The organism is Streptomyces sp. NBC_01775, from assembly GCF_035917675.1.
Lineage (GTDB): Bacteria > Actinomycetota > Actinomycetes > Streptomycetales > Streptomycetaceae > Streptomyces.
On the sequence record NZ_CP109104.1, the window covers coordinates 2929501 to 2954306 of the forward strand.

14 protein-coding genes are annotated in these 24806 nt (G+C 71.9%); 12 read left to right on the plus strand and 2 right to left on the minus strand.

The window, feature by feature from the left end; translation table 11 throughout:
- Nucleotides 1–19: 19 nt before the first annotated feature.
- The 3 genes from OHB04_RS13015 to OHB04_RS13025 are packed head-to-tail and all read left to right on the plus strand — an operon-like array spanning nt 20 to nt 5278.
- Nucleotides 20–1336 (plus strand): MFS transporter, encoded by a 1317-nt coding sequence (locus tag OHB04_RS13015; protein WP_326807485.1) that lies wholly within the window; start codon nt 20–22, stop codon nt 1334–1336.
- Between the two features lie 16 nt (nt 1337–1352).
- Nucleotides 1353–3248 carry an ABC transporter ATP-binding protein gene (locus OHB04_RS13020; RefSeq protein ID WP_326807486.1) on the plus strand — a complete coding sequence of 632 codons (1896 nt, stop codon included), beginning with the start codon at nt 1353–1355 and terminating at the stop codon, nt 3246–3248.
- Nucleotides 3245–5278, plus strand: coding sequence for an ABC transporter ATP-binding protein (locus OHB04_RS13025; RefSeq protein ID WP_326687846.1), 2034 nt, complete (start codon nt 3245–3247; stop codon nt 5276–5278). Before OHB04_RS13020 ends, OHB04_RS13025 begins: the two co-directional genes overlap by 4 nt.
- Nucleotides 5279–5378: 100 nt before the next feature.
- Here the strand turns inward: OHB04_RS13025 and OHB04_RS13030 are convergent, their stop codons facing one another.
- On the minus strand, nt 5379–5909 hold the full coding sequence (locus OHB04_RS13030; protein ID WP_326807487.1) for a protein kinase domain-containing protein: 531 nt from the start codon (nt 5907–5909) through the stop codon (nt 5379–5381).
- A 95-nt stretch (nt 5910–6004) separates the two neighbouring features.
- Between OHB04_RS13030 and OHB04_RS13035 the strand changes: the two genes are divergently transcribed.
- A complete protein-coding gene (locus OHB04_RS13035) occupies nt 6005–6601 on the plus strand; it encodes a TetR/AcrR family transcriptional regulator (protein ID WP_326687848.1) in 597 nt (198 codons plus the stop codon).
- Between the two features lie 196 nt (nt 6602–6797).
- The gene (locus tag OHB04_RS13040) at nt 6798–8435 is read left to right on the plus strand and encodes a M4 family metallopeptidase (RefSeq protein ID WP_442814830.1); all 1638 of its coding nucleotides are present in this window, start codon (nt 6798–6800) and stop codon (nt 8433–8435) included.
- Between the two features lie 128 nt (nt 8436–8563).
- On the opposite strand, the gene glgP is transcribed toward OHB04_RS13040, so the two are convergent.
- Complete coding sequence (gene glgP / locus OHB04_RS13045; protein WP_326807489.1) at nt 8564–11128, minus strand: alpha-glucan family phosphorylase; 2565 nt, start codon at nt 11126–11128, stop codon at nt 8564–8566.
- A 125-nt stretch (nt 11129–11253) separates the two neighbouring features.
- On the opposite strand from glgP, the gene OHB04_RS13050 reads away from it, so the two are divergent.
- From OHB04_RS13050 to OHB04_RS13080, 7 genes are all read left to right on the plus strand, one after another.
- On the plus strand, nt 11254–13143 hold the full coding sequence (locus OHB04_RS13050; protein ID WP_326687851.1) for a rhamnogalacturonan lyase: 1890 nt from the start codon (nt 11254–11256) through the stop codon (nt 13141–13143).
- A gap of 32 nt (nt 13144–13175) precedes the next feature.
- Nucleotides 13176–13985, plus strand: a complete 810-nt coding sequence (locus OHB04_RS13055; RefSeq protein ID WP_326687852.1) for a pectate lyase — start codon at nt 13176–13178, stop codon at nt 13983–13985.
- 339 nt (nt 13986–14324) lie between these two features.
- Nucleotides 14325–16373, plus strand: a complete 2049-nt coding sequence (locus OHB04_RS13060) for an alpha-1,4-glucan--maltose-1-phosphate maltosyltransferase (RefSeq protein ID WP_326807490.1) — start codon at nt 14325–14327, stop codon at nt 16371–16373.
- A complete protein-coding gene (treS, locus tag OHB04_RS13065) occupies nt 16360–18069 on the plus strand; it encodes a maltose alpha-D-glucosyltransferase (RefSeq protein ID WP_326687854.1) in 1710 nt (569 codons plus the stop codon). Before OHB04_RS13060 ends, treS begins: the two co-directional genes overlap by 14 nt.
- Before the next feature lie 136 nt (nt 18070–18205).
- Nucleotides 18206–19849 (plus strand): maltokinase N-terminal cap-like domain-containing protein, encoded by a 1644-nt coding sequence (locus OHB04_RS13070; protein ID WP_326687855.1) that lies wholly within the window; start codon nt 18206–18208, stop codon nt 19847–19849.
- A 90-nt stretch (nt 19850–19939) separates the two neighbouring features.
- Nucleotides 19940–22360 carry a 1,4-alpha-glucan branching enzyme gene (gene glgB, locus OHB04_RS13075; RefSeq protein ID WP_442814831.1) on the plus strand — a complete coding sequence of 807 codons (2421 nt, stop codon included), beginning with the start codon at nt 19940–19942 and terminating at the stop codon, nt 22358–22360.
- Between the two features lie 10 nt (nt 22361–22370).
- Nucleotides 22371–24803: a serine/threonine-protein kinase gene (locus tag OHB04_RS13080; RefSeq protein WP_326807491.1), complete on the plus strand. Its 2433-nt coding sequence runs from the start codon at nt 22371–22373 to the stop codon at nt 24801–24803.
- The last annotated feature ends 3 nt before the right edge of the window (nt 24804–24806 follow it).

Sequence of the window (24806 nt, forward strand, 5' to 3'; positions counted from 1 at the left end):
CTCGCCACACTCGACGGACGTGACCCCTGCCCCCGCTCCAGCGGCCTCCTTGCGCTCACGCAACTTCATCCTCTTCTTCGCCGCCCGGGCCGTCGCCAAGCTCGGCGACGCCATGCTGCCCATCGCCCTGTCGGCCGGGCTGCTCCAGCAGGGGCACGGGCCCGGCGCGATCGGCGCGGCGCTCGCCTCGCTGACGATCTGTCTGGCGGGCTTCGTCATCTTCGGCGGGGTCTTCTGCGACCGGCTCAACACCCGGGCGCTGATGATCGGCGCCGACTTGGTGCGGGTGGTCACCCAGGCGGTGCTGGCCGGGCTGTTCGTGAGCGGGCACATCGTGCTGTGGCAGGTGTGCGCGATCGGCGCGCTCAACGGCATCGCGGCGGGCCTGTTCCAGCCGGGTGTCGCCAGCACCGTCCCCCGGGTCGCCACCGATGTGCAGGGCGCCAACGGGCTGATCCGTACGGCCGAGTCGCTCGCCATGCTGCTGGGTCCCGCGCTGGCCGGTCTGCTGGTGGCCGCGTTCTCGGCGGGCGGCGTCTTCGCGGCGCACTCCGGAACGTACGCGCTCAGCGCGCTGTGTCTGGCCCTGCTACGGCTGCCGGCACCCGCCGCGCCCGGTCACCGCACCGCGCGCGGCAGCTACCGCGCCGATCTGGCCGAGGGCTGGCGGGAGTTCAGGGCGCGGAACTGGATGTGGGGCGTCATCGTCGTCTGGATGGTCTACATGATCACCGTGGCCGGTCCGCAGGTGCCGCTGACGGCCTCCGAGATCATCCCGTCACGGGGCGCGGGTGTGTACGGACTGGTGAACTCGGCGCTCGGCGCGGGCACAGCGCTCGGCGGGCTGTGCGCGCTGCGCTACCGCCCCGTGCGGCAGCTGCGCGCCGGGGCCTTCGCGATGCTGGGCTGCTGCTGCTTCCCGGCCGCCGTCGGCCTGGACCTGTCCACGGCGGCGATGATGGCGGGCGCCGCCGTCTCGGGCGCCGGTCTCGGCTTCTGGGGCGTCATGTGGGCGACCAGCGTGCAGACCCAGGTGCCGGGCCCGATCCTGAACCGTATCCACGCCTACGAGGTGGCCGGTTCGCTGGCCATGATGCCGGTGGGCCAGGCGCTGGCGGGCCCGGCGGCGCAGCTGCTCGGGGGCCGTACGGTGCTGCTCGTCGGGGGAGCCATGGCGATCGTCGTGAGCTGCGCGCTGCTGGGCGTGCCCGCCATCCGCGACCTGCGCGCCGTCCCGCCGCAGCCACGCGCCGACGGCGGTCCCAGGACGCGGCGCGAACCCGGCGCGGCGGGCCGCGGAGGGCGGGAAAAGCACGTGAGGGATGTCAGTCCCTGACCGTACTCTCGCGCTGATGACTCCCAACAGCGCCGCCCACGGCGAGCGTTCCGCCGTCCGCTCGCTCCTGCGGCTGTGGCCCTATGTGCGCCCGGTGCGGGTGCGGCTGTCCGCGGCGGCCTTCGTGGCGGTGCTCGCCTCATGCCTCGGGCTGGTCATCCCGCTGATCCTCAAGTGGATCGTGGACGGTCCCGTCGCGCACCGGGACACCGGCGGGGTCTGGCTGGGCGGCGCGCTGCTGCTGGCGGTCGGCCTGGCCGAGGCCGCGCTGTTCGGGCTGCGGCGCTGGCTGGTGGCGCGCCCGCTCGCGGGGGTGGAGGCGTCGATGCGCGGCGCGCTCTACGAGCGGCTGCAACGGCTCCCGGTCTCCTTCCACGACCGCTGGGCCAGCGGCCAGTTGCTCTCACGCGCGACGACCGACCTCCAGCTGCTGCGGCTCTTCCTCGCCTTCCCTCTGACGTTCCTCCTGGTCAACGGGACGACCATTGTGGTGGGCTGCGCCATCCTGCTGCTCCAGCAGTGGACGCTGGGGCTGGTGCTGCTGGCGCCGGTGATACCGCTGGTCCTGGTCTGCTCGCTCTTCGAGGCGCGGTACGCGCTGGCTGCCCGCACCGCGCAGGACCAGCTGGGCGACCTGACGACGGTCATCGAGGAGGCCGTCCTCGGCGTGCGCATCATCAAGGGCTTCGGCCGTAACCGCAGCCAGGCCCGCGCCTTCCGCGCCCTGTCGGGGCGGGTGCTGGACACCGAACTGCGCAAGGCGCGGCTGCTCGCGGGCATCTGGGCGCTGATCATGACGCTGCCCGAGCTGGCCATCGGGGCCGCGCTGGTGCTGGGGACGGTGCAGGTCGCGGACGGCGAGCTGTCGGCGGGCACGCTGGTGGCCTTCATCTCGCTGGCGCTGGCGCTGCGCTGGCCGGTGGAGTCGATCGGCTTCCTGCTGGCCATGAGCAACGAGGCGGCGACGGCGACGGACCGCTTCTTCGACGTCATGGACGAGCCGGTGCCCCCGGACACCCACCGGGTGAAGGGCGGGGAACGGAGAAAGGACGAGGAGGGAGCGCGAGAGGAAGGCGGGGGCGCCGAAGGCGGGGGCGGGCTGCGCTTCGAGGGGGTCGTCTTCCGCTATCCGGACGCGCCCGAGGACGCGCAGCCCACGCTCGACGGCGTGGACCTGCACATACGCGCGGGCGAGACGATGGCGCTGGTCGGCGCGACCGGCAGTGGCAAGACGACGCTGACCGCGCTGGTGCCCCGGCTGCACGAGGTGACGGCGGGCCGCGTCCTGCTGGACGGCGCCGACACGGCGGCGCTGCCCCGCGCCGAGCTGCGCGCACGGGTGGCGGTGGCCTTCGAGGAGCCGACACTGTTCTCGGCCTCGGTGCGCGAGAACGTCCTCATGGGACACCTCGGCTCTCCTGTGGGCGTCGACGGCGAACCGGGGGCGCTGGAGCGGGCGTTGCGGATCGCCCAGGCGGAGGACTTCGTCGCCGCGCTGCCGCACGGGGCCGAAACCCAGGTCGGCGAGCAGGGCCTCAGCCTCTCCGGCGGCCAGCGCCAGCGCCTCGCGCTGGCCCGCGCGGTCGTGGGCCGCCCCCGTTTCCTCGTGCTCGACGACCCGCTCTCGGCGCTCGACGTCCACACGGAGGCGGCCGTGGAGGCGGCGCTGCGCGAGGTGCTGGCCGGCACCACGGCGCTGGTCGTCGCGCACCGTCCCTCGACCGTGATGCTCGCCGACCGGGTCGCGCTGCTGTCCGACGGCCGCGTCACGGCCGTCGGCACCCACCACGAACTGCTCCACACCCACGCCGAGTACGCCGCCTTGATGTCGGGCGAGCCGGCGGAGCCCGGCACGTCGGGAGCGCCCGGACCGGAGTGCGGAGCGCCCGAGACAGAAGGGAGCAGACCATGACCTCGACCGTGCCCGGCAGGAGAGGCCCGGAAGAACCCGGCGAGACCGGGACCCCCCAGGCCGGGGCCACGCCCAAGGCCGGGCCCACCCCTCAGACCGGGGTCACATCCCAGGCCGAGGGCCCGACACCCTCGCCCACCCGGGATGAGACGGACGAACCCGCCCCGGACGACGCCCCGTTCGGCCAGGACGACAACGACCCCTTGCCCCAGCACGGCGCCCCCTTCACCCCGGACGGCGACCCCTTCGACCGGGACGTCCTGCCCGCACCCAAGGCCGCCTCCCGCAAGCTGCTCGGCTCACTCCTGGCGCCGCACCGGCGCAGGGTCACCATCGCCGTCGTCCTGTTGCTGCTCCAGCAGGCGGCCGTCCAGGCGGGCCCGCTGCTCGTCGCGTTCGCCCTCGACTCCGCGCTGCCGGCGCTGCGCGACGAGCACGACTACGGGCCGCTGATCGTCGTGGGCGCCGGCTATCTGGTGTGCTCCGTGGCCTCGGGCTGGCTCCAGCACGCGTTCATCATCGCCGCGGCCCGCGTCAACCAGCGGGTCCTCAAGGAGCTGCGGGAGCGCATCTACCGGCACGCGCAGGCCCTCAGCGTCGACTTCCACGACCGCTACACCTCCGGGCGGCTCATATCCCGCTCGACAACCGATGTCGAGGCCCTGCGCGAGCTGCTGGACGAGGGGCTCCAGGAGCTGCTGGCCGTGCTGTTGTCGGTGGTCTACATCCTGATCACGCTGCTGTGGCTCGACCCCGGTCTGGGTGGCGCGGCGCTGCTGTCGTTCGTTCCGCTGGCGCTGCTCGTACGCGACTTCCAGCGCCGCTCCCTCCGCGTCCACCGCGGCAGGTCGACGGCGATCGCGCAGGTCATCGTGAAGTTCGCGGAGACCATGAACGGCATACGGCCCGTGCAGTCCTTCCGCCGCGAGCAGGCCAACGACGCCCGCTTCGCCGAGCTGAACGGCCGCCACCTGAAGGTCAACGGCGACTCCATCCTGGAGATGGCCCGCTATGTGGTGCTCTCCCGCACGGCGGCGAACGTGACGCTCGCGGCGCTCGTGCTCTGGGGCGCCTACCGGGTGGCCTCCGGCGGGCTCGCGCTGGGCGTGCTGGCCGCCTCGGCGCTGTATCTGCGCAGGCTCTACGATCCGATCGACCGGCTGGGGATGTTCCTGAACTCCTACCAGTCGGCCGCCGCCTCGCTGGAGAAGATCGCCGGGCTGCTCGCGCAGGTCCCCTCCGTGCCCGAGCCGGATCATCCGAAGCCGCTGCCGCCCCGGCGGGAGGGGCTGCCGGGGCGCGAAGTCGTCTTCGAGGGGGTGAACTTCGCCTACCGTACGGGCGGCGAGGTGCTTCCCCGCTTCGCCCTGACGCTGCCCGCCGGGCAGACCGTCGCGGTGGTCGGTGCCACGGGCGCAGGGAAGTCCACGCTGGCCAAGCTGGTCGCCCGCTTCTACGACCCGACCACCGGGCGGGTGCTGCTGGACGGCACCGATCTGCGTGACCTGGAGACGGCCGAGCTGCGGCGGGGCGTCGTCATGGTCACGCAGGAGGCGTTCCTGTTCTCGGGCACGGTCGCGGAGAACATCGCGATCGGCCGCCCCGAGGCGACCCGTGCGGAGATCGAGCACGCCGCCAAGGCCATCGGTGCCCATGACTTCATCGCGGCGCTGCCCGACGGCTACGACACGGACGTGCGCAAGCGCGGTGGCCGCATCTCCGCGGGCCAGCGCCAGTTGGTGTCCTTCGCGCGGGCGCTGCTGGCCGACCCCTCCGTGCTGATCCTGGACGAGGCCACCTCCTCGCTGGACGTCCCGGGCGAGCGGGCCGTGCAGCACGCGATGGGCACGGTGCTGCGGGGCCGTACGGCGGTGGTCATCGCGCACCGCCTCTCGACCGTGGAGATCGCGGACCGGGTGCTGGTGATGGCCGACGGACACATCGTCGAGGACGGCACCCCCGCCGAACTCATCGCGGGCACCGGCCGCTTCGCCGCCCTCCACAGCGCCTGGCGGGACAGCCTGGCCTAGGTGTATTGGTTGTAGGGTTCGCGGCTCGATGCGCGATGTCGACACTGGATGCGCAGTGAATACGCAACTCCGGGGTTCCGCGCGCACTTACTCCGGACCGTTACTGCCGAGTCCCGATCTCTTGTGATCTTTCAAAGCGGTGGGACGAGGCGACCTCGGCTCCCCTGGACTGGCTCGTCGGCCGCCGCCTCGACGTCCAGGCCCGGTGGACCGGGCGCGATGGGCCAGGCGCAGCGGTCAGAGGGCCAGGTGCGCCAGCCCCGGGTGATCTCCTCACGGACGGCGTCCACCTGCGTCGGCTCGTGCTGCGGGCTCCCCTGCGAGGTGAGCAGGCCCACGCCCACACGTCGGCGGCCGGACCGACGCGCTCCTCACCGAACTGTTCCGGCGCCATGTACGTCAGGGTCCCCGGTCCGGCGCCGGTGCGGGTGAGCCTGGTGCCGTCGACCAGGTCCGCGATGCCGAAGTCGAGCAGGCGCGGGCCGGCCGTGGTCAGCATGATGTTGGCGGGCTTGAGGTCGCGGTGGACCAGGACAGGGTCCACGCCATCGCCGCGGAACAGCGTGGCCGCGAACGCCAGCACCATCAGTCCGGCGCAGACGTAGCTGGAGACCTCAAGCCCGCTGGTCATCGCCTCGCGTGCGGCGTCCGCTGTCGCTGCCGTCCGCGAGTCGGCCGCGAGCGCCGGAGGTAGGGTGACCCGGCCCGCCGAGAGGAGACGAGCGCGTGAATCCGGACCGCCGTGACCGTCTGCGGGACGCCGCCGTCGAGGTGCTGGCCGAGGCGGGCGGTCGGGGGCTGACGCACCGTGCCGTGGACGCGGCGGCCGGGGTGCCGCCGGGAACGGCGAAGAACTACTTCCCCACCCGCGACGCGCTGCTGCACGGGGTGGCCCAGCGGTGCGTGGAGGAGTACCGGGCGACCGGCGAGCGCCTGGCGGCGGCCGGACCGCCGCCGTCCGAACGGGCGGGCCTGGAGGCGCTGTTGGCCGCGCTGCTGGCGAACGTCGCGGGCCCCGGCAGATCCCGGCTGCTGGCGTATCTGGAGCTTCAGGCCGAGGCGGCACGCAGGCCCTGGCTCTCGGAGGTGCTCGATCCGATCGGCGCCTCGGACTTCCCCGTGTTCGAGGCGGCGCAGCGCGCCGCCGGGCTCGCGGTGACGCCGGAGCGCGCGGCGGTGGTCACGCTCGCCCTGCACGCGGCGATCCCGCATCTGCTGGCGAAGGGGCCGGACACGCTGCGCGCCGCGGGACTGGAGGATCCGGCGCGGTTCGTCAGGACTCTGCTGGATGTCGTGTATCCGCCGGACCTGTCACGTCCGTAATGCGTGCGCGAAGTTCGTACTAACGAACAGAATCTGGCCAACCTGCGGGCGGAGCCCGGCATTCCCGATGACATGCCCACAGCGAAAGTGGCAGTCTTCCCAGCGCACGGAGCGGGAGATCCGTACGGCAACTTACGCCAGTCGTACGCCCGCGCAGTGCACCGCACTTCAGTTCTGCCCGGACGGCTACCCACCCATGCCGCCCGGTCCCCACGGCAGAGGAGCCACCGAAGTGAGCACCCTTACCACCAAGCACCGGATATCCGCCCTCGCCGCCACGGCGGCACTCGTAGCGGCGGGTGTCACCGCGGGTACGGCAGGCGCGGCCCCCGGCGGAGAGAACTCCGCGAGCGGCGCGCTGCCCGCGAAGCTGACCGCGGCCCAGCACACCAAGCTGGTCAAGGCCGCGGACTCCGAGGCGGCGAAGGCCGCCGACGCCCGTGCCCTGGGCCTCGGCGCGAAGGAAGAACTCCACGTCAAGGACGTGATCAAGAACAAGAACGGCGCCACCCACACCCGCTACGAGCGCACCTACGACGGACTGCCCGTCCTCGGCGGCGACCTGGTCGTCCACAAGACCGCCGAGGGCAAGCGCACCGGCACCACCAAGGCCAGCACCGCGAAGCTCGACCTCAGCACGCAGGCACCGGCGGCCCACAAGCCCGCCACCGCCGAGGCCAAGGGCAGCAAGGCACCCCGCAAGGTCGTCTGGGCCGCGAAGGGCAAGGCCCAGCTCGCCTGGGAGACGGTGACCGGCGGCGTCCAGAAGAGCGGCGCGCCCAACCAGCTGCACGTCATCACCGACGCCAAGACCGGCAAGAAGCTCTTCGAGTTCCAGGGCATCAAGGAAGGCACCGGCAAGAGCCAGTACAGCGGCGAGGTGGAGATCGGCACTTCCGGCTCCGGCAGCAAATTCTCGATGCTCGACGAGGGCCGCGGCGGCAACAAGACCACGAACCTCAAGAACGGCGAGAGCGGCGACGGCGAGCTGTTCACCGACGAGGACGACAAGTGGGGCGACGGCTCCGTCAACGACCCGGCGACCGCGGGCGTCGACGCGCACTACGGCGCCGGACAGACCTGGGACTACTACAAGGACGTCCACGGCCGTGAGGGCATCGCGGGCGACGGCAAGGGCGCGGTCAGCCGGGTCCACTACGGCGACAGCTATGTCAACGCCTTCTGGGACGACTCCTGCTTCTGCATGACCTACGGTGACGGCGAGGGCAACAAGAACCCGCTCACCTCGCTGGACGTCGCGGCGCACGAGATGTCGCACGGCGTCACCTCGACCACCGCGAACCTGGAGTACGCGGGCGAGTCGGGCGGTCTGAACGAGGCCACCTCCGACATCTTCGCCGCCGCGGTCGAGTTCAAGGCCAACAGCCCGGAGGACGTGCCGGACTACCTCGTCGGCGAGAAGATCGACATCAACGGCGACGGCACCCCGCTGCGCTACATGGACGAGCCCAGCAAGGACGGCCAGTCGCTGGACTTCTGGGACACCAATGCCGGTGACGTGGACGTCCACTACTCCTCCGGCATCGCCAACCACTTCTTCTTCCTGCTGTCCGTGGGCAGCGGGGAGCGCGAGGTCAACGGCGTGAAGTACAACTCGCCCACCAAGGACGACTCGAAGCTGGAGGGCATCGGCATCGAGAAGGCCGAGAAGATCTGGTTCAAGGCCCTCACCGAGCAGATGACCTCCACCACCGACTACGCCGACGCGCGCCGCGCCACGCTCGCGGCGGCAACCGACCTGTACGGCAAGGACAGTGCCGAGGTCAAGGCGGTCGGCGCCGCCTGGACCGGGGTCAACGTCACCGGCAGCTGACGACCGGCAGAACGGACGTTCCGGCCGGGGCGGCGCCCCCTCCCGCCGCCCCGCCCCGCACGCCGAAGGGCCCCGCCCGCTGGAGTTCGCCTCCAGGGGGCGGGGCCCTGTGCCGTACGGGCCGCCGGTCACCGCATGAGCACCCCGCCCGTCTCCTCGGGGGCCGCCCCGGCGCTCTCCGGCGGAACGGCGACGAGCCCCATCTCCGCGCCGGCGGCCAGCAGCCGGTGCGTGGGCAGGATGCGCACGGTGTAGCCGTAGGCCCCGGTCCGCTCCAGCGCCAGCGGGCCCTCGTACCGCCACTTGCCCTCCAGGTCGGGCCCGCCCCTCGGCTTGAGCGGGGTGCGCACCGCGTCGGCACCCTCGATGCGGTCCGCGCCGTCCACCCGCCCGGCGACCGCCTGGACCTCCACGTCGTCGGGGGCCAGGCCGCCCAGCGCCACACGTACCCGCAGCGTGAGGCAGGAGCCGACCTCCAGGGCCTCGCCGCCGCCCGAGTCCCCCGCCGTCTCCACATGATCGACGGCGACCCCCGGCCAGGCGCCGCGCACCCGCGCCTTCCACTCCGCCAGCGAGGCCGCGGCGCCGGGCTCCAGCTCGCGGTGGGCCAGCGCGGCCGGTGCGTACAGCGACTCGACGTACGCGCGCAGCATCCGCTCGGCCAGCACCTTGGGGCCCAGCCGGGTGAGGGTCTGGCGGACCATCTCCACCCAGCGGCCCGGGATTCCGCCGGGCGTCCGGTCGTAGAAGCAGGGGGCGATGTGGTCCTCGACCAGGCCGTAGAGCGCGGCGGCCTCGATGTCGTCGCGCCGCTCCTCGTCGTCGGCCGCCGCGCCGTCCGCGCTGGGGACGGCCCAGCCGAAGTCCGGCTCGTACCACTCGTCCCACCAGCCGTCGAGCACCGACAGGTTGAGGCACCCGTTGAGCGCGGCCTTCATGCCGCTGGTGCCGCACGCCTCCAGGGGGCGCAGGGGGTTGTTGAGCCATACGTCGCAGCCGGGGTAGAGCCTGCGGGCCATCGTCATCCCGTAGTCGGGCAGGAAGACGATCCGGTGGCGCACGCGCGGGTCGTCCGCGAAGCGCACCAGTTCCTGGATGAGCCGCTTGCCGCCGTCGTCGGCGGGGTGTGCCTTGCCCGCGACGATGATCTGGACGGGGCGTTGGGGGTGCAGCAGCAGGGCGCGCAGCCGCTCGGGGTCGCGCAGCATCAGCGTGAGCCGCTTGTAGGAGGGCACGCGCCGGGCGAAGCCGATGGTGAGCACATCGGGGTCCAGGACGGTGTCGATCCAGCCGAGTTCGGCCTGTGCGGCGCCGCGCTCCCGCCACGAGGCGCGCAGCCGGGCGCGCACCTCGTGGACCAGCTCCTCGCGCAGCGTACGGCGCATCTCCCACAGCTCGGCGTCCTTGGCGGCGCCCGGGTCGGCGGGCACGGCGCGCGCCGTCCAGGTGGGCGCGTGGACGCCGTTGGTGAGGGAGCCGATGGGCACCTCGGCGGCGTCGAAGCCGGGCCACAGTGCGGCGAACATGCCCCGGCTGACCTCGCCGTGCAGGGTGCTGACGCCGTTGGCACGCTGGGCCAGGCGCAGGCCCATCACGGCCATGTTGAAGCGGCGGTCGTCCTCCGAGCCCAGTCGCAGCACCTCTTCGGCGTCCAGCCCCGGCAGCTCGCCGTCGTCGCCGAAGTGCCGGGCGACCAGTTCGCGGTCGAAGCGGTCGATCCCGGCGGGGACGGGGGTGTGAGTGGTGAAGACGGTGCCGGCCCGGACCGTCTCCAGCGCGGCGTCGAAGCCGAGTCCGGCCGCGCGCAGCTCGCGGATGCGCTCGAGGCCGAGGAAGCCGGCGTGGCCCTCGTTGGTGTGGAAGACCTCGGGCTCGGGGTGGTTCGTCACACGGCAGTAGGCGCGTACGGCGCGTACGCCGCCGATGCCCAGCAGCATCTCCTGAAGGAGGCGGTGCTCGCTGCCGCCGCCGTACAGCCGGTCGGTGACATCGCGCTCGCCGGGCGCGTTCTCCTCGACGTCCGAGTCCAGGAGCAGCAGGGGCACCCGGCCGACCTGGGCCTGCCAGATGTGGGCGCGCAGCGCGTGCCCGCCGGGCAGCCGCAGCTCCACCTGGACGGGGGTGTGTCCCTCGGGTTCTCTGAGGACGTTCAGGGGCAGCTCGTTGGGGTCGAAGACGGGATAGTGCTCCTGCTGCCAGCCGTCGGCGGTCAGCGACTGCCGGAAGTAGCCGTGCCGGTAGAGCAGGCCGACGCCGATGAGCGGGACGCCCAGATCGCTGCCGGCCTTCAGATGGTCGCCCGCGAGGATGCCGAGACCGCCCGAGTACTGCGGCAGGGCTCCGGTGATGCCGAACTCGGGGGAGAAATAGGCCACGCCCGAGGGCAGTGACTCGCCCGCCTGCTGATACCAGCGGGGCTCGCCCAGGTAGTCCTGGAGGTCGCCGGCGGCCACGGCCAGCCGCCGCAGGAAACCCCGGTCCCCGGCCAGCCGCTCCAGCCGCTCGGGCGAGGCGGCGCCCAGCAGTCTCACGGGGTTGCCGCCCGCGCGCTCCCAGCCTTCGGGGTCGGCGGAGCGGAACAGGTCGCGGGTCTCGCGGTGCCAGGACCAGCGCAGGTTGCGGGCCAGCTCGTTGAGCGGCCGGAGGGGTTCGGGAAGGACGGGGCGTACAGAGAAACGTCGAATGGCCTTCACATCCCGACCGTATCCGTCTCAAGGCGGCGGCAACCTTTCGGCGCACGGTGGCGACTGGTGGATGACAGCGCAGGGCGGCGCTGCTCCTTCCCTGTTTCCTATCCCGCCCGTTCCGAGGAGTGCGCATGACCTCCCCCCACAGCAGACAACGAAGACTCGGCCGCTCCCGGCTCCTGACCGGGGCCGTCGCGGGCGCCGTGGTCGCCGGCGGACTGACCGCGATCTCCAACGCGGCCGAGGACGGCGGCTCGGGCTCCGCGGCGGACGGCCGGGCCCGCGCGGGCCTGGCCGCACAGGTCGAGGCGCTCGGCCGCGGGGCCGTGAGCGTGCCCACGGGCGAGGGCAACCTGGTCAGTTGGCGGCTACTCGGCACCGACCCGGACGCCGTGGCCTTCAACGTCTACCGCGGCGGCACCAAGCTGACCGAGCAGCCCGTCGAGGACTCGACCAACTTCCTCGACAAGGGCGCCGAGTCCGGCGCCGAGTACACCGTGGCCGCCGTCGTGGACGGCAAGGAGCAGGACCCCTCCAAGCCCGCGAAGCGGTTCACGGGCGAGGGCGGATCGCTGGAGGTGCCCATCAAGGCGCCGAAGGGCGGCGACGGCTACACCTACGAGGCGAACGACGCCTCCGTCGGCGACCTGGACGGCGACGGCGACCTCGACCTCGTCTTGAAGTGGCAGCCGACCAACGCGAAGGACAACTCCCAATCCGGGGTCACGGGCAGCACTGTGGTGGACGCCTACACCCTGGAGGGCGACCAGCTCTGGCGGATCGACCTGGGCCGCAACATCCGCTCGGGAGCGCACTACACCCAGTTCCAGGTGTACGACTACGACGGCGACGGCCGGGCCGAGGTCGCCATGAAGACCGCCGACGGCACCAAGGACGGCGCCGGCAAGGTCATCGGGGACGCCGGCGCGGACCACCGCGACTCCGGCGGGTACGTCCTCGAAGGGCCCGAATTCCTGACCATGTTCAACGGGAAGACGGGCTCGGCCCTCGACACCGTGGACTACGTCCCCGGGCGCGGCAAGGTCGGCGACTGGGGCGACGACTACGGCAACCGCGTGGACCGTTTCCTCGCGGGCACCGCCTATCTGGACGGCGAGAAGCCGTCGCTGATCATGTCGCGCGGCATGTACACCCGGTCCGTCGTCGCCGCCTGGGACTTCGACGGCACGTCGCTCAAGCAGCGCTGGGTCTTCGACAGCGACAAGCACAAGGGCTACGGCGGCCAGGGCTCGCACAGCCTGTCCATCGCGGACGCCGACCAGGACGGCAAGGACGAGGTCGTCTTCGGCTCGATGGCCGTGGACGACGACGGCTCGGGGCTGTGGTCGGCGGGTACGGGTCACGGCGACGCGCAGCACATCGGCGACCTCGACCCGCGGCACGAGGGCCTGGAGTACTTCAAGGTCTCCGAGGACTCCAGCCGGCCCGGCTCGCTCTATCTCGACCCGGCCAACGGCGAGAAGCTCTGGGACACCCCTGCCGGCTCCGACAACGGCCGCGGGGTCGCCGCCGACATCACCGCCGACAACCCGGGCCCCGAGATGTGGTCGGCGGCCGACGGCTCCATGCGGGATGCCGCGGGGGACGCGGCGGGCGACAAGCCGGGCAGCATCAACTTCCTGTCCTGGTGGGACGGCGACCCCACCCGCGAGTTGCTGGACGGCACGCGCATCGACAAGTACGGCGACGGCCGGCTGCTGACAGCGCAGGGCACGCACTCCAACAACGGCTCCAAGGCCAACCCGTCGCTGTCCGGCGACATCCTCGGCGACTGGCGCGAGGAGCTGGCCTTGCCGACCGCGGACAACACCGCGCTGCGGATCTACTCCACGCCGCACAAGACCGACCAGCGGATCACCACGCTGCTGCACGACCCGATGTACCGCACGGGTCTCGCCTGGCAGAACACCGGCTACAACCAGCCGCCGCACACCAGCTTCTTCCTCGGCGACGGCATGAAGAAGGCGCCGAGGCCGAAGATCACCACCCCCCACAAGTGACCGTCCATTCCCCACGAAATGGAATCGCGAAAATGGCCAAGAACCACCGCAGGAAGTTCTTCACCAAGCGCAAGACGATCGTCGGCAGCCTCAGCGCCGGAGTCCTTGTCGCCGGTGCCCTCACCAGCACCTCGCTGATGTCCACCGCCTCGGCCGCCGAGTGGCCCACCCCCAGCGGCGACAAGGGCGTCAGCCAGACGCAGGAGCTCAGCGGCGAGGTCGACGGCAAGATGGTCCGGTACTTCGGTGAGGGTGACCTCGGCGGCGGCGGCCAGGGTGAGGGCCAGGACCCGATCCTGAAGCTGGCCGACGGCACCACGCTCAAGAACGTCATCATCGGCTCCCCCGCCGCCGACGGCATCCACTGCGAGGGCTCCTGCACCCTGGAGAACGTGTGGTGGGAGGACGTCGGCGAGGACGCCGCCACCTTCCGGGGCGGCGACAACGCCACGTACAACATCAACGGTGGCGGCGCCCGGGGCGCGGACGACAAGGTGCTTCAGTTCAACGGCGGCGGCACGCTCAAGGTCAACGACTTCGCGGTCAAGGACTTCGGCAAGCTCGTCCGCTCCTGCGGCAACTGCTCCGACCAGACCGACCGCCACGTCGAGCTGAACAACATCGAGGTGACGGCGCCCGGCAAGTCACTGGTCGGCGTGAACGAGAACTACGGCGACACCGCGAAGCTCAGCAGGATCCGGATCCTCGGCGACGAGGACCAGAAGATCAAGCCCTGCGTCCGCTACCAGGGCAACGACTCGGGCGACGAGCCCGAGGAGACGGGCGAGGGCCCCGACGGCAAGACCTGTCTCTACAAGGAGAGCGACATCTCCTACGAGTGACCTGAACGGTCCGGACCGGCCCGGGTGACCTGGCCGGTGCCGGCGTCCAAACGCGCGGGCGGCCGTGGTGTTCCGGCACCACGGCCGCCCGCGCCGCTGTGCGTACCGTCTCGCGTCGCCATGCGGTCGGCGCGAACTCCCCTTCCCTGTGCGAGGCCCCTCCACGCCCCTTGCGGGACGGGCTCCTTCCCGTACCGTCGAACGGACAGGGCAGCGACGGACCCTCCACCCGGGTGAACGCGCGCAGGAAGCGTCACGCCCACGGCCCGGAAGCCGTCCGCAGAGCGGATACAAAGTACGGACATCCCGTCATCTCCCGCTATACCCCCAGGTGAGCCCATGATCGGTCGCATTCCCGTGCTCGATGTCCAGCCGCTCGTCGAGTGCGGTACCCGTCCAGCCAAAGCCGTGACAGGCGAGACCTTCCAGGTCTCGGCCACCGTCTTCAGGGAGGGCCACGAGAGCCTCGGCGCGAACGTGGTGCTGCGCGGGCCCGCGGGGCGCGCGGGGCCATGGACCCCGATGCGCGAACTCGCGCCCGGGACCGACCGCTGGGGCGCCGAGGTCACCCCGGACGCGGAGGGCCGCTGGACGTACTCGGTCGAGGCCTGGAGCGATCCCATGAGCACCTGGCGCGAGCACGCGAAGATCAAGATTCCGGCGGGGATCGACACCGAACTCACCCTGGAGGAAGGGGCCGTGCTGCACGAGCGCGCGGCGGCGCGGGTGCCCAAGCGCGAGGGCAGAGCGGTCGTGCTGGAGGCGGCCGACGCGCTGCGCGACGCCGCGCGGCCGGTCGCGGCGCGGCTCGCCGCCGCCCTCAACCCCGAGGTCACCGCGGTCCTGGAGCGCCATCCGCTGCGCGAGCTGGTCTCCTCCTCGCGCCCCCTGGCGCTCCAAGTGGAGCGCAGGCGCGCGCTGTTCGGGTCCTGGTACGAGCTGTTCCCGCGCTCGGAGGGCGCGGTGGTCCGCGCGGGAAAGCCGCCGGTGAGCGGCACGCTGCGCACGGCGGCCGAGCGGCTGGACGCGGTGGCGGCCATGGGCTTCGACGTGGTGTACCTGCCGCCGGTCCACCCCATCGGGGACGCCTACCGCAAGGGCCCGGACAACGCGCTGTCCGCCTCGGCGCACGACGTCGGCTCCCCCTGGGCGATCGGCTCGGCCGCCGGGGGCCACGACACGATCCACCCCGACCTGGGCACGTTCGAGGACTTCGACCGCTTCGTGGCCCGCGCCCGCGAACTGCGGATGGAGGTGGCGCTGGACTTCGCGCTCCAGTGCTCCCCCGACCATCCGTGGGTCAAGGAGCACCCCGAGTGGTTCCGCAAGCGTGCCGACGGCACGATCGCCCACGCGGAGAACCCGCCGAAGAAGTACCAGGACATCTACCCCCTCGACTTCGACGCCGGCCCGGCCGCCTACCGGGGCATCGTCGAGGAGACGCTGCGGGTGCTGCGGCTGTGGATGGACCACGGAGTGCGGATCTTCCGGGTGGACAACCCGCACACCAAGCCGGTGGCGTTCTGGGAGCGGGTCATCTCCGAGATCAACCGCACCGATCCGGACGTCCTCTTCCTCGCCGAGGCGTTCACCCGCCCGGCGATGCTGCACACGCTGGCGCGGACCGGCTTCCAGCAGTCGTACACCTACTTCACCTGGTACAACTCCAAGCAGGAGCTGACGGAGTACCTGGGCGAACTGACGGGCGAGGCCGCCGCGTACCTGCGGCCGAACTTCTTCGTGAACACCCCGGACATCCTGCACGCCTACCTCCAGGACGGCGGGCGCCCCGCCTTCGAGATCCGGGCGGTGCTGGCGGCCACGCTGTCGCCCTCGTGGGGGATGTACGCGGGCTACGAGCTGTGCGAGAACGCCCCGCTGCACCCGGGCAGCGAGGAATACCTCTCCTCCGAGAAGTACGAACTGCGGCCCAGGGACTGGACGGCGGCCGACCGTGCGGGCCGCTCCCTCACTCCCCTGATCACGGCGCTCAACCGGCTGCGGCGCCGCCACCCCTCGCTCCAGCAGCTTCGTGACCTGCGCTTCCATCACACCGACAACGAGAACGTGCTGGCTTATTCGAAGCACTGCGCGCACCCTCACGCCGACACTGTTCTCGTCGTGGTCAACCTCGATCCGCACCACACCCACGAGGCGACGGTGTCGTTGGACATGGCGCAATTCGAAGCATCCGGACTGAGTGCCGCTCAGATGAGCGGTGCGGAGTCCTTCCCGGTGTGCGATCAGCTCACCGGAGAGACCTATCACTGGGGCAGGGACAACTATGTGCGCCTGGTGCCCGGGGGTGATTCCCCGGCCCCTGCGCACATCTGCACCCTGCGACCGTCCTCACCGACCGGAGGGTCACCCACTCATGACCGTCAATGAGCCCGTCCCCGACACCTTCGAGGACACACCCGTCAAGGACCGCGACCCGGAGTGGTTCAAGCGCGCGGTCTTCTACGAAGTGCTCGTCCGCTCCTTCCAGGACAGCGACGGCGACGGCATCGGAGACCTCAGAGGGCTCACCGCGAAGCTCGACTATCTGCAGTGGCTGGGCGTCGACTGCCTGTGGCTTCCGCCGTTCTTCAAGTCGCCGCTGAAGGACGGGGGCTATGACGTCTCCGACTACACGGCGGTGCTCCCCGAGTTCGGCGACATCGCGGACTTCGTCGAGTTCGTGGACGCCGCGCACCAGCGGGGCATGCGGGTCATCATCGACGTGGTCATGAACCACACCAGCGACCAGCATCCGTGGTTCCAGGAGTCCAGGCGCGATCCGGAAGGACCGTACGGCGACTACTACGTCTGGGCGGACGACGACAAGCAGTACCAGGACGCGCGCATCATCTTCGTGGACACCGAGGTGTCCAACTGGACTTTCGATCCCGTACGCAAGCAGTACTACTGGCACCGCTTCTTCTCGCACCAGCCGGACCTCAACTACGAGAACCCGGTCGTCCAGGACGAGATGATCTCCGCGCTGCGTTTCTGGCTGGATCTGGGAATCGACGGATTCCGCCTGGACGCCGTCCCCTATCTCTACGCCGAAGAGGGGACGAACTGCGAGAACCTGCCCCGCTCGCACGAATTCCTCAAGCGGGTGCGCAGCGAGATCGACGCGAACTACCCGGACACCGTGCTGCTGGCCGAGGCGAACCAGTGGCCCGAAGACGTGGTCGACTATTTCGGCGACTACACCAAGGGCGGGGACGAGTGCCACATGGCGTTCCACTTCCCCGTGATGCCACGGATCTTCATGGCGGTGCGCCGCGAATCCCGCTATCCGGTCTCGGAAATCCTCGCCAAGACCCCGCAGATTCCCTCCGGCTGCCAGTGGGGCATCTTCCTGCGCAACCACGACGAGCTGACCTTGGAAATGGTCACCGACGAGGAGCGCGACTACATGTACGCGGAGTACGCCAAGGACCCGCGGATGCGCGCCAACATCGGCATCCGCCGCCGGCTCGCCCCGCTGCTGGACAACGACCGCAAGCAGATCGAACTGTTCACGGCACTGCTGCTGTCCCTGCCCGGCTCGCCGATCCTGTACTACGGCGACGAGATCGGGATGGGCGACAACATCTGGCTCGGCGACCGGGACGCGGTGCGCACCCCGATGCAATGGACGCCGGACCGCAACGCGGGCTTCTCCTCCTGCGACCCGGGGCGGCTGTTCCTGCCGACCATCATGGATCCGGTGCACGGCTACCAGGTGACCAATGTCGAGGCGGCGATGAGTTCACCCAGCTCGCTGCTGCACTGGACGCGGCGGATGATTGAGATCCGTAAGCAGAATCCCGCATTCGGCCTCGGCAGTTATGAGGAGCTGTCCTCCTCGAACCCCTCGGTGCTGGCATTCCTGCGCGAATCGCGGCTCCCGGACGGGGGTGATGACCTGGTGATGTGCGTGCACAACTTCTCGCGTTTCCCGCAGCCGACCGAACTTGATCTGCGCGCGTGGGAGGGCCGGATCCCCGTCGAACTGATCGGCGGCGTCCGCTTTCCCGCCATCGGCGAACTGCCGTATCTCCTGACCCTGGCGGGTCATGGTTTCTACTGGTTCCGATTGAGGAAGTCGTAGGGGGCCGCTGCCCCGGCCGGAGGCCGGTGAGGGACAGGGACAGAAAAACGCTCGACACGGCACAGCACACCCGGACAACAGACCTCGCAATCCGGGACACTCTGCGTACCTTTCGTGTGCCCGGGGAAAGGACGCCATGTCGGACAGCTCCTTGCCCCTCGCCGCGACCCCGGCGACCGGCGCACACGGCGACCCCGGCGGCACAGCGGTGCTGCGCTCCCTGTCCCCGCCACTGCTGGAGTGGCTGCCTCGGCAGCGCTGGTTCGCGGGGAAGGGACGCCCGCTGACCGGGTTCTCGCTGGTGGCAGCGGCCGAAATGCTGCCGTGCCGCTCCGGCGGCGCCACCCCGGGCCTGCTCCATCTCCTCGTACGCGCCCAGCAGTCGGCGCAGCCCTTCAGCCGGCCCCACGCACGCGGCGGCGGGGACTGCTATCAGCTGCTGCTCGGGGTACGGGACGTGCTGCCCCCGGAGCTGGCGCCCGCCCTCATCGGACGGCCCTCGACCGGGCCGCTGCGCGGGCGCGCCGTCTACGAGGCGCTCCAGGACCCCCGGCTGACCACGCTGCTGCTGGAGCGGCTGCGGGTGCCCGGCAGCCTGGGCCCGCTGCGGTTCTCGCGGGAGCCGGACGCGGTGATCCCCGCCGGGCCGACCCCGCGCCCGCTGGGCACCGAGCAGTCCAACTCCTCGGTCGTCTACGGCGACTCCGTCATCCTCAAGCTCTTCCGCCGCGTCGAGCCCGGCGTCAACCCCGATCTGGAGCTGCCGCTGGCGCTGGCCCGGCACGGCTGCCCGCATGTGCCCGCGCCCACGGCCTGGTTCGAGGCGACGGCGCCGCCGTCGCGCCCGGCCCCGCCGTCGCCGAGCCCGGAGAGCGGAGGCGCGGAGAGCGGGGGGAAGGAGAGCGGGGGCGCGGGGAGCCGGGGCGCGGAGGGGCGCGAGCACTCCCGTTCGATGACTCTGGGCGTGCTCCAGCCGTATCTGTCCGGCACGTGCGACGGGTGGCAGCTCGCGCTGCGGGCCCTGGCCGCACGCCGGGACTTCACCGGCCCCGCACACGCGCTGGGCCGCACCACCGCGCGGGTGCACGCCGTGCTGGCCGAGGCGCTGCCCACCTCAACCCTCCGGGGCACGCAGCTGGAGCGGCAGGCCGACCGGATGGCGTCCCGGCTGGAGGCCGCGAGCGCGGCGGTGCCCGCGCTGCGTCCCTACCGCGACGGGCTGCTGGACGCCTACCGCGACCTGGCCGACCTCGGCACCGTGGGCGGCTCCCGGCCCGCCCAGCGCGTGCACGGCGATCTGCACCTGGGGCAGGCGCTGGGCGCCGACGGCGGTGGGGACGGCGGCCAGGAGGGAAGCCAGGGCAGGGGCCAGGGCGGGGAGGGCAGCCAGGGCGGCGAGGGGGGCGGCGGGTGGACCCTCATCGACTTCGAGGGCGAGCCCGCCAGGCCGCTGGCCGAGCGCCGCGCCCACCAGCCCGTCGTCCGGGACATCGCCGGGATGCTGCGCTCCTTCGACTACGCGGCCTGCCAGCACGGCGCGGGCCCGGACGACGCCTGGTCGAGCGCGTGGGCGCGGACCAACAGGGCCGCCTACTGCGCGGGTTACGCCGAGGGCGGCGGCGCGGACCCGCGCGAGGACGCGGTGCTGCTGCGGGCCTACGAGACGGACAAGGCCGTCTACGAGGTGCTGTACGAGGCGCGCAACAGGCCCGCGTGGCTGGGCATTCCGATGGCGGCGATCCGGCGGCTGGCCGCGCCCGGCACCCCCTGGAGCGGCTGAACCATTCTTCGTCCGGACGCCTGACGCCCGGACGCTCCCCACCCGACCCACTCCCACCACCCCCGACGCACCGACCTGGAGGCGCACACCGTGACTCCCGACCAGCCCCCGGCCACGATCCCCGCCACGTTCCTGCGCGGGACCGGCGACCGGACCGGCGGCCCCCCGTCCGCCGAGCCCCGTCCCGCCGAGCCCTGTCCGGACGGCGCGGACGTGCCCGGCCACACGGCGGCCGGCGAGCCCGTGCCCGAGGCGCGTAGGCCGGCGGCCCGGCGGGCTCGGAACGGCGCCGGGCGCGGGACGCGTCCCGCGCAGCCACTGGCGGAGGCGGACCGCGAGCGGCTGCTGGCCGGCACCCACCACGACCCCCACGCGCTGCTGGGCGCCCACCCGGTGCGCGGCGGGGTCCGCTTCCGCACGCTGCGCCCCTACGCCCGTGCCGTGACCGTCGTCGCCAAGGGCCTGCGGGCCGAACTGACCGACGAGGGCGACGGGTTCTTCGGCGGAGTGCTCCCGCTCGCACCGGCTTCGGTACCCGAGTACGAGCTGCTGATCCGCTACGGCGCCGAGCCCGGCCTCGACGACGTACGCACCGGCGACCCGTACCGCTTCCTCCCCGCGCTGGGCGAGCTGGATCTGCACCTGATCGCCGAGGGCAGGCACGAGGAGCTGTGGCGGGCGCTGGGCGCGCACCCCATGACGCACGAGGGCGTGGCGGGCACCCGCTTCACCCTGTGGGCGCCCAACGCGCGCGGGGTGCGGATCGCCGGGGACTTCAACTACTGGGACGGCACCGCCGCGCCGATGCGGTCGCTGGGCGCCTCGGGGGTGTGGGAGCTGTTCCTGCCCGGCGTCGGGGAGGGCGCGCTCTACAAGTTCGACCTCGCGCGCCCCGACGGCAGCCACACGCTGCGGGCGGACCCGATGGCGCGGCGCACCGAGTGCCCGCCCGCGACCGCCTCCGTGGTGGAGGTCTCCGGCTACGAGTGGGGCGACGCCGACTGGCTGGAGCGCCGCGCCAAAGCCACCCCGCACCGTGAACCGCTGTCCGTCTACGAGGTGCATCTGCCCTCCTGGCGCCCCGGGCTGAGCTACCGCGAGCTGGCCCAGCAGCTCCCGGCGTACGTCAGGGACCTGGGCTTCACCCACGTGGAACTGATGCCGGTGGCCGAGCACCCGTTCGGGGGCTCGTGGGGCTACCAGGTGACCGGCTTCTACGCGCCCACGGCCCGGCTGGGCGGCCCCGACGACTTCCGGCACCTGGTCGACGCGCTGCACCGGGCCGGGATCGGGGTGCTCATGGACTGGGTGCCGGCGCACTTCCCCAAGGACGAGTGGGCGCTTGCGGCGTTCGACGGGACGCCGCTGTACGAGCACGCGGATCCGCAGCGCGCCGAGCACCCGGACTGGGGAACCCTGGAGTTCGACTTCGGGCGGCGCGAGGTGCGCAACTTCCTGGTGGCGAACGCCGTGTACTGGTGCGAGGAGTTCCACATCGACGGCCTGCGGGTCGACGCGGTGGCCTCGATGCTCTACCTCGACTACTCGCGCGAGGAGGGCCAGTGGTCGCCCAACGTCCACGGGGGGCGGGAGAACCTGGACGCGGTCGCCTTGCTCCAGGAGATGAACGCCACCGTCTACCGCCGCTGCCCCGGCGTGATCACCGCCGCCGAGGAGTCCACCGCCTGGTCGGGGGTCACCCGTGCCACCCACCATGTGGGAGAGGGCGGCTTCGGCGGGCTCGGCTTCGGATTCAAGTGGAACATGGGCTGGATGCACGACTCGCTCGTCTACGCCGGCAAGGAGCCGGTGCACCGAAAGCACCACCACGGCGACATGACCTTCTCCATGGTCTATGCCTACTCCGAGAACTACATCCTGCCGATCTCGCACGACGAGGTCGTGCACGGCAAGCGCTCCCTGGTCTCCAAGATGCCCGGCGACTGGTGGCAGCAGCGGGCCACGCACCGCGCCTACCTGGCCTTCATGTGGGCGCACCCCGGCAAGCAACTGCTGTTCATGGGGCAGGAGTTCGCCCAGGGTGCCGAGTGGGCCGAGGGGCACGGGCCCGACTGGTGGCTGCTGGACCCGTCCTACAGCGCCGAGCCCGACCACCGCGGGGTGCGGGACCTGGTGCGGGACCTGAACACCGAGTACCGGGCGGCGGCGGCCCTGTGGGAGCGCGACACGGAGCCCTCGGGCTTCTCCTGGATCGTGGACGACGCGGCCGAGGACAACGTGTTCGCCTTCCTCCGGTTCGCGGCCGACGGGAGCCCGCTGGTGGCGGTCGGCAACTTCTCGCCCGTCGTCCGCCGCTCCTACCGGCTCGACGTCCCCGAGGGGTGGGCCTCCTGGTGCGAGGCGCTGAACACCGACGCGGCCCGCTACGGCGGTGGCGGGGTCGTCAATCCCGGCACGCTCACCGTCGACGACACCGCCGCGTACGGCCGCAGCCGCTCGGTCGCGCCCACCCTGCCGCCGCTGGGCACGGTGTGGCTGCGCCCCTGCTAGCCTCTGCCCCTTGCACGTAAGTTCGGGCCTGGGGGGTGCTGTGCGGGGGCGGGTGCTGAGCGGGCGGTACGAGCTGGTGGACAAGCTCGGCGCCGGAGGCATGGGCGAGGTCTGGCGGGCCCGCGACGGTGACCTGGGGCGCGAGGTCGCCCTCAAGCTGTTCTCCCCGCCCCAGGACGTCCAGGGCGAAGAACGCACGGAACTGCTGGGCCGCTTCCGCCGTGAGGCCCGCGCGGCGGCGGCCCTCGACAGCCCGCACATCGCCACCATCCACGACCACGGCGCGCACGACGGCACCCCGTACCTCGTGATGGAGCTGATCGAGGGCCGCTCGCTGGAGCAGGTGCTGCGCGACGACGGCCGCGTGCCCGTGCGGCAGGCCCTCGACTGGGCCGCACAGATCTGCCGGGGCCTGGGCACCGCGCACGCGGCGGGCGTCGTCCACCGCGACATCAAGCCCGCCAACATCATGGTGCGCCCGGACGGCACGGCCGTCGTCCTCGACTTCGGCATCGCCAAGTTCCAGGAGGCCGTCGAGGCGGAGTCGAAGCTGACCCGCACGGGACACATGCCGCTGGGCAGCGTGCTCTACATGGCGCCGGAGCGGTTCCGCATGGAGCCGGGTGACGGGCGCGAGGACCTGTACGCGCTGGGCTGCGTGCTCTACGAACTCCTCATCGGGCGCCCGCCGTACGTCGGCCCCGCGGCCGGGGTGATGTACAACCACCTCAACGACGTGCCGCTGCGCCCGAGCAGGGCACGCGCCGAACTCTCCGTCCACGTCGACCGGTTGATCCTGGACCTGATGGCCAAGCGGGCCGACGACCGACCGGCTGACGCGCAGGAGGCACGGGCGCGGCTCGTGGCGCTCCGGGCGGATATACAGGAGCCGGAAGAGGACGAGGAGGCAGTGGAACCGGAGGAGGCGGAGGCGGCCGAGGACTCCAGGGGGAACGAGGAAGCGGAGGGCGAGGCCGAGAACGCCGAGGGCGAGGCCGGGCCGGAAGCCGCCTCGGAGGCAGCGTCGGAGACAGCGGGGAAGGCCGCGGCGGAAGCAGAGGCAGAGGGGACGGCTGCGGCGGAGGCACCTGATGAGGTGCGTTCCGGCCCCGCACGCGGGAACAAGCCGGGCGCCGATCCCGCGCCCCGGCCCACCGCCACACCGAAGCTGAAGTCCTCGACGCCCGAGCTGAAGTCGTCCCCCGTCTCGCCCCGCAAGCCCGTACGCGCGCTCGTCGGCATCTCACTCGGCGTGGTCCTGCTCGCGGGAGTGGGCGTCGCCATGGGGGTCGACGACGACTCGAAGGCTGACAAGGGCGAGGCCGATCCCCTGGCGCCGACGGCGGCGCCGCGCGCCAGTTTCGACACGGACCCACCGGCGCCCGACCCGGAGGCCGAGTCCACGCCGGGCAGCGACGGGCCGGGCGAACACACCGTCGTCTACACCAGCCCGTCCGCGACCGGAGAGGACAGCGCCGCGCCGGTCAGGAAAGCTTTCGACCAGGCCCGGAAGTCCCTCGGGCTCAAGGCCGACGTCGACGTGGTCGCCGTGGACAGCGACGCCATGGGCCTCGACGACATCGAGAAGCGGTATCCCGATGTCCTGGCCGTCATCGGAGAAACCTCCGGCACCTCCGCCGGTTCCGGTCCCGACGACTACGCCGGCCCCGACGGTGACGGGGAGACGCCGCCGGTCACGATCAGCACATGTGGCGAGCCCGGCGAGGACGAGGACCTGGACACGGCCGGGAAGTACTCGTTCCGGCTCCAGCCCTCTCCCGGCCGCGTGGCCGCGCAGCTCGTCTCCTACCTGCGGCAGACCTACGGCGCGCGCAACCCGCTGGTCGGCGACTACGGACTGAGTGAGCAGTTCACCGAGCAGCTCCGCGAGGAGGCGTCCCGGAGCGGAGGGAAGGCCTCGGTCTTCCTCGACGACTCGGGCACCGATGACAACGGCCCGTCCCTCAACTCCCGGGTCAAGAAGGAGCACGCGGACGCCGTGCTGCTTCCGCAGTTCTCCTACAGCGGGGCGTTCGCGACGGCGGACCTGCTGCGCTCGGAGTTCCGGGGCCCGGTGCTCGTTCCGCTCCCCGCGGCGGCGAACTGTGACCCCGATCTGGCCGACGTGCAGACCGAGGAGCCGGAGGGCCCGGAGGCGAAGGGCCTGCGCCGCTACCGTTCCTCGCCCCTCGGGTCGAAGGCGGCCAGGGCCCTCGAACACGACGCCGCGCTCGCCGTGGCCGCCGCGCTCGCCCGGCAGCAGAAGACCTCCTCGGGCGAGACGCGGCGCACGTCGCTGGCGGAGAACCTCAAGAAGGTCAAGGCCAAGGGCGAGCTCGGCACCGTCGCCTTCGACGCGCGCGGCTTCGCGAAGGACCGCCCGCTCTGGATCGACCGCTTCGACGGCAAGCGATGGCACGAGGAGCGACGGCTCGCCCCTTGACGA